The organism is Bradyrhizobium sp., assembly GCF_049586575.1.
Taxonomy (GTDB): Bacteria; Pseudomonadota; Alphaproteobacteria; order Rhizobiales; family Xanthobacteraceae; genus Bradyrhizobium.
Map to the genome: position 1 here is coordinate 1 of NZ_JBAVCF010000518.1, position 3,527 is coordinate 3,527.

General features: G+C 61.3%; 4 protein-coding genes. 3 read left to right on the top strand and 1 reads right to left on the bottom strand.

Annotated features, from left to right (window positions below):
- Positions 1-314: methyltransferase domain-containing protein (locus WB528_RS19530; protein WP_423890038.1), on the top strand; the 314-nt coding region annotated here is incomplete at its 5' end.
- Between the two features lie 114 nt (positions 315-428).
- Here the strand turns inward: WB528_RS19530 and WB528_RS19535 are convergent.
- Positions 429-788 (bottom strand): DUF1236 domain-containing protein, encoded by a 360-nt coding sequence (locus WB528_RS19535; RefSeq protein ID WP_423890039.1) that lies wholly within the window; start codon positions 786-788, stop codon positions 429-431.
- Positions 789-1,031: 243 nt separating this feature from the next.
- On the opposite strand from WB528_RS19535, the gene WB528_RS19540 reads away from it, so the two are divergent.
- On the top strand, positions 1,032-1,187 hold the full coding sequence (locus WB528_RS19540; protein WP_423890040.1) for a DUF3096 domain-containing protein: 156 nt from the start codon (positions 1,032-1,034) through the stop codon (positions 1,185-1,187).
- 74 nt (positions 1,188-1,261) lie between these two features.
- On the top strand, positions 1,262-3,527 hold a 2,266-nt coding region (gene ppdK / locus WB528_RS19545), incomplete at its 3' end, for a pyruvate, phosphate dikinase (RefSeq protein ID WP_423890041.1).

The following is a 3,527-nucleotide window of genomic DNA, read 5'->3' on the forward strand; positions in this document are numbered from 1 at the left end:
GCGGCATCGCGGCCAATAGCTATGACAACGTCCTGTGCGAAACCGTGATCATGCATCTCGACGGCGCGCAGATGGCGCGGTCGGTCCGCCGGATGCTTGAGGTCACAAGGCCCGGCGGCATCTTTTATCTAAGCTGGCGCGTCACCGCGGGCGAAAATCAGCGCGACAAGCATGATCGCCTGTATGCGGCCTTTGAGGCATCATTGGTGTTGGCGGAATTGGCGACGGCAACGACACTGCTGGATGAGGAAGTCGTCAGCGCCTCCTCGGGAAAGACGATCCATCGCGTCGTCGTTCGGAAGAGCAAGTCTTAGCAATCGAGATCGACAACGACCGCAGAGAAAAGCCCCGCCTGGACGGGGGGAGCCAGGCGGGGCCTTGATGTCCGGCAGCCGCTGCGGCAGGCCGGACCCTACGTCCAAGTATCGTTAGTCGATCACCTGAACGATACGGCGTGTGTGCGGTTCGACCAGCACGGTCTCGCCGTTCACCACGGTGTAGCGATAGGGCGTGGCGCCAAACGTCTGCGGCACGTCGTAGAAGATGACTCCGGTTTCCGGCAGAATGCCGCCGACGGCCACGCGATCGGGAATGCTGTAACTTGGCACCCGTTCTTGCACGATATACGCGCGAAACGCCGGACGCTGATCGAGTGCGATGCCGATGGTGCCGTCGTCGACGATGACGGCACCTGGGCTCGCGACACCGACGGTGCCCTGCGCCTGCGCCGCGACGGGTGCGCTTACAGCTGCCATGATGGCGGTGACGGCCAAAAGATGGTTCCGCATGCTTTGCTCCTTCGCGATTGAAGCTTGCATTCCGGCGCGCGGCCGGCCTGCAAAGCGATCCAATTCATCGCGGGAAGCATCGTTCCCCAGAAAAAATTCTCGAGCAGCGCGTTGTTTCCGATCAATTTTTGGAACGAGGCGGAACCCGTTGAGGCCGAAAGCGTCTCCTGTCGTGGAACAAGGTAAGCGGGGTGATAAGGTGCCGCTCCTCGATTCGATCTCCATCCTCAGAGGAGCTGCCTTATGACCCTCACCGTTGCTCATATCTCGCCGATCATATCCGTGATCGCGGGCCTCCTGATCCTCATCATGCCGCGGCTTCTCAATCTGATCGTGGCGATCTTCCTCATCCTCAACGGCTTGATCGGGCTCGGGCTTTTGAAATGGCTCCATATGTAGTGGCAGCTTGCGCCGGGGCGCTCAAAGTGGTGTAAGGCGCCCATCTCTTCATCTTCAGCGGATTGTTTTCTGTCATGGCCAAAGCCGTCGCGAAACCGAAGAAAATTGCTGCGAAATCAAAGCCATCCGTGGCCGCCCGGGCGAAGCCGGCGCCGTCAGCCGGCGCCCGCAAGGCGCTGAAGAATAGCCCGGTCAAGCCGGCAAAAAAGCTAGTGCCCGCCAAAGCGGCGGCCGAGCCGGTGAAAGCGGGCAAGTGGGTCTTCACATTCGGCGACGGCAAAGCCGAAGGCAAAGCGGGCTTGCGCGATCTGCTCGGCGGCAAAGGCGCCAATCTCGCTGAAATGGCCAATCTCGGATTGCCAGTGCCTCCCGGCTTCACCATTCCGACCTCGGTCTGCACCTATTTCTATGCGCATGAAAAGACCTATCCGAAAGAGCTGAAGGCGCAGGTCGAAAAGGCGCTCGATCATGTCGGCAAGCTGACGGGCAAATCCTTCGGCGATTCCAAAAATCCGCTTCTGGTGTCGGTGCGCTCGGGTGGCCGCGCCTCGATGCCTGGCATGATGGATACCGTGCTCAATCTCGGCCTCAACGACGTCACGGTCGAGGCGCTGGCGGAATTGTCCGGCGATCGCCGTTTTGCCTATGACAGCTACCGCCGTTTCATCACCATGTATTCGGACGTGGTGCTCGGCTTTGAGCACGCGCATTTCGAAGACATTCTCGATACCTTCAAGGACGGCCAGGGCTATTCGCTCGACACCGATCTCACCGGCGATGACTGGGTCGAGGTGGTGGGCCGCTACAAGGAAGCCCTCGCACGCGAAACCGGATCGGAATTCCCGCAGGATCCCCATGATCAGCTGTGGGGGGCGATCGGGGCTGTGTTCTCCTCCTGGATGAACGCGCGTGCGGTGACCTATCGCAAGCTGCACGACATTCCGGAATCGTGGGGCACCGCCGTCAACGTACAGGCGATGGTGTTCGGCAATATGGGCGAGACCTCAGCGACCGGCGTTGCGTTCACGCGCAATCCCTCGACCGGCGAGAGCAAGCTTTACGGCGAATTCCTGATCAACGCGCAGGGCGAAGACGTGGTGGCCGGTATCCGCACGCCTCAGGATATCACCGATGACGCGCGCAAGGAGTCCGGTTCCGACAAACCGTCGATGGAATCGGCGATGCCGGAAGCGTTCAATGAGCTGACGCGGATTTATACGTTGCTTGAAAAGCACTACCGCGACATGCAGGACATGGAGTTCACCGTCGAGCAGGGCAAGCTGTGGATGCTGCAGACCCGCGGCGGCAAGCGCACGGCCAAGGCCGCGCTCAGGATCGCAGTCGAACTGGCTAATGAAGGGCTGATCTCGAAAAAGGACGCCGTGTTGCGGATCGATCCCGCCTCGCTTGATCAATTGCTGCACCCGACCATCGATCCCGCTGCCAAGCGTGACGTGATCGCGACCGGCTTGCCGGCCTCGCCTGGCGCTGCGTCCGGCGAGATCGTTTTCTCGTCCGACGAGGCGGCGAAATTGCAGGTCGACGGGCGCAAGGTCATTCTGGTGCGGATCGAGACCTCGCCGGAAGACATTCACGGCATGCACGCCGCTGAAGGCATTCTCACCACCCGCGGCGGCATGACCTCGCACGCCGCCGTGGTCGCGCGCGGCATGGGCAAACCCTGCGTCTCCGGTTGCGGTGCGATCCGCGTCGATTACGGCCGTGGCACCATGAGCATCGGTTCGCGCACCTTCAAGACCGGCGATGTCATCACCATCGACGGTTCACTGGGCCAGGTGCTGGCCGGACGTATGCCGATGATCGAGCCGCAGATGTCGGGCGAATTCGGTACGCTGATGGGCTGGGCCGATGCGGTGCGCAAACTTGGCGTTCGCGTTAATGGCGACACGCCGGACGATGCGCGCACCGCCATAAAATTCGGCGCTGAAGGAATTGGCCTCTGCCGCACCGAACATATGTTCTTCGAGGAAACCCGCATTCGCACCGTCCGCGAAATGATCCTCTCGGAGGATGAACGCGCGCGCCGTGCGGCGCTTTCGAAGTTGCTGCCGATGCAGAGGGCGGATTTCGTCGAACTGTTCGAGATCATGAAAGGGTTGCCGGTGACGATCCGGCTGCTCGATCCGCCGCTGCACGAGTTCCTGCCGCATACGCAAGCCGAGATCGAGGAAGTGGCGCGTGCCATGAATGCCGATCCCCGGCGCCTTGCCGATCGCGTGCGTGAACTCGCCGAATTCAATCCGATGCTCGGCTTCCGCGGATGCCGGCTGGCGATCGCCTATCCCGAGATCGCCGAGATGCAGTCGCGGGCCATCTTCG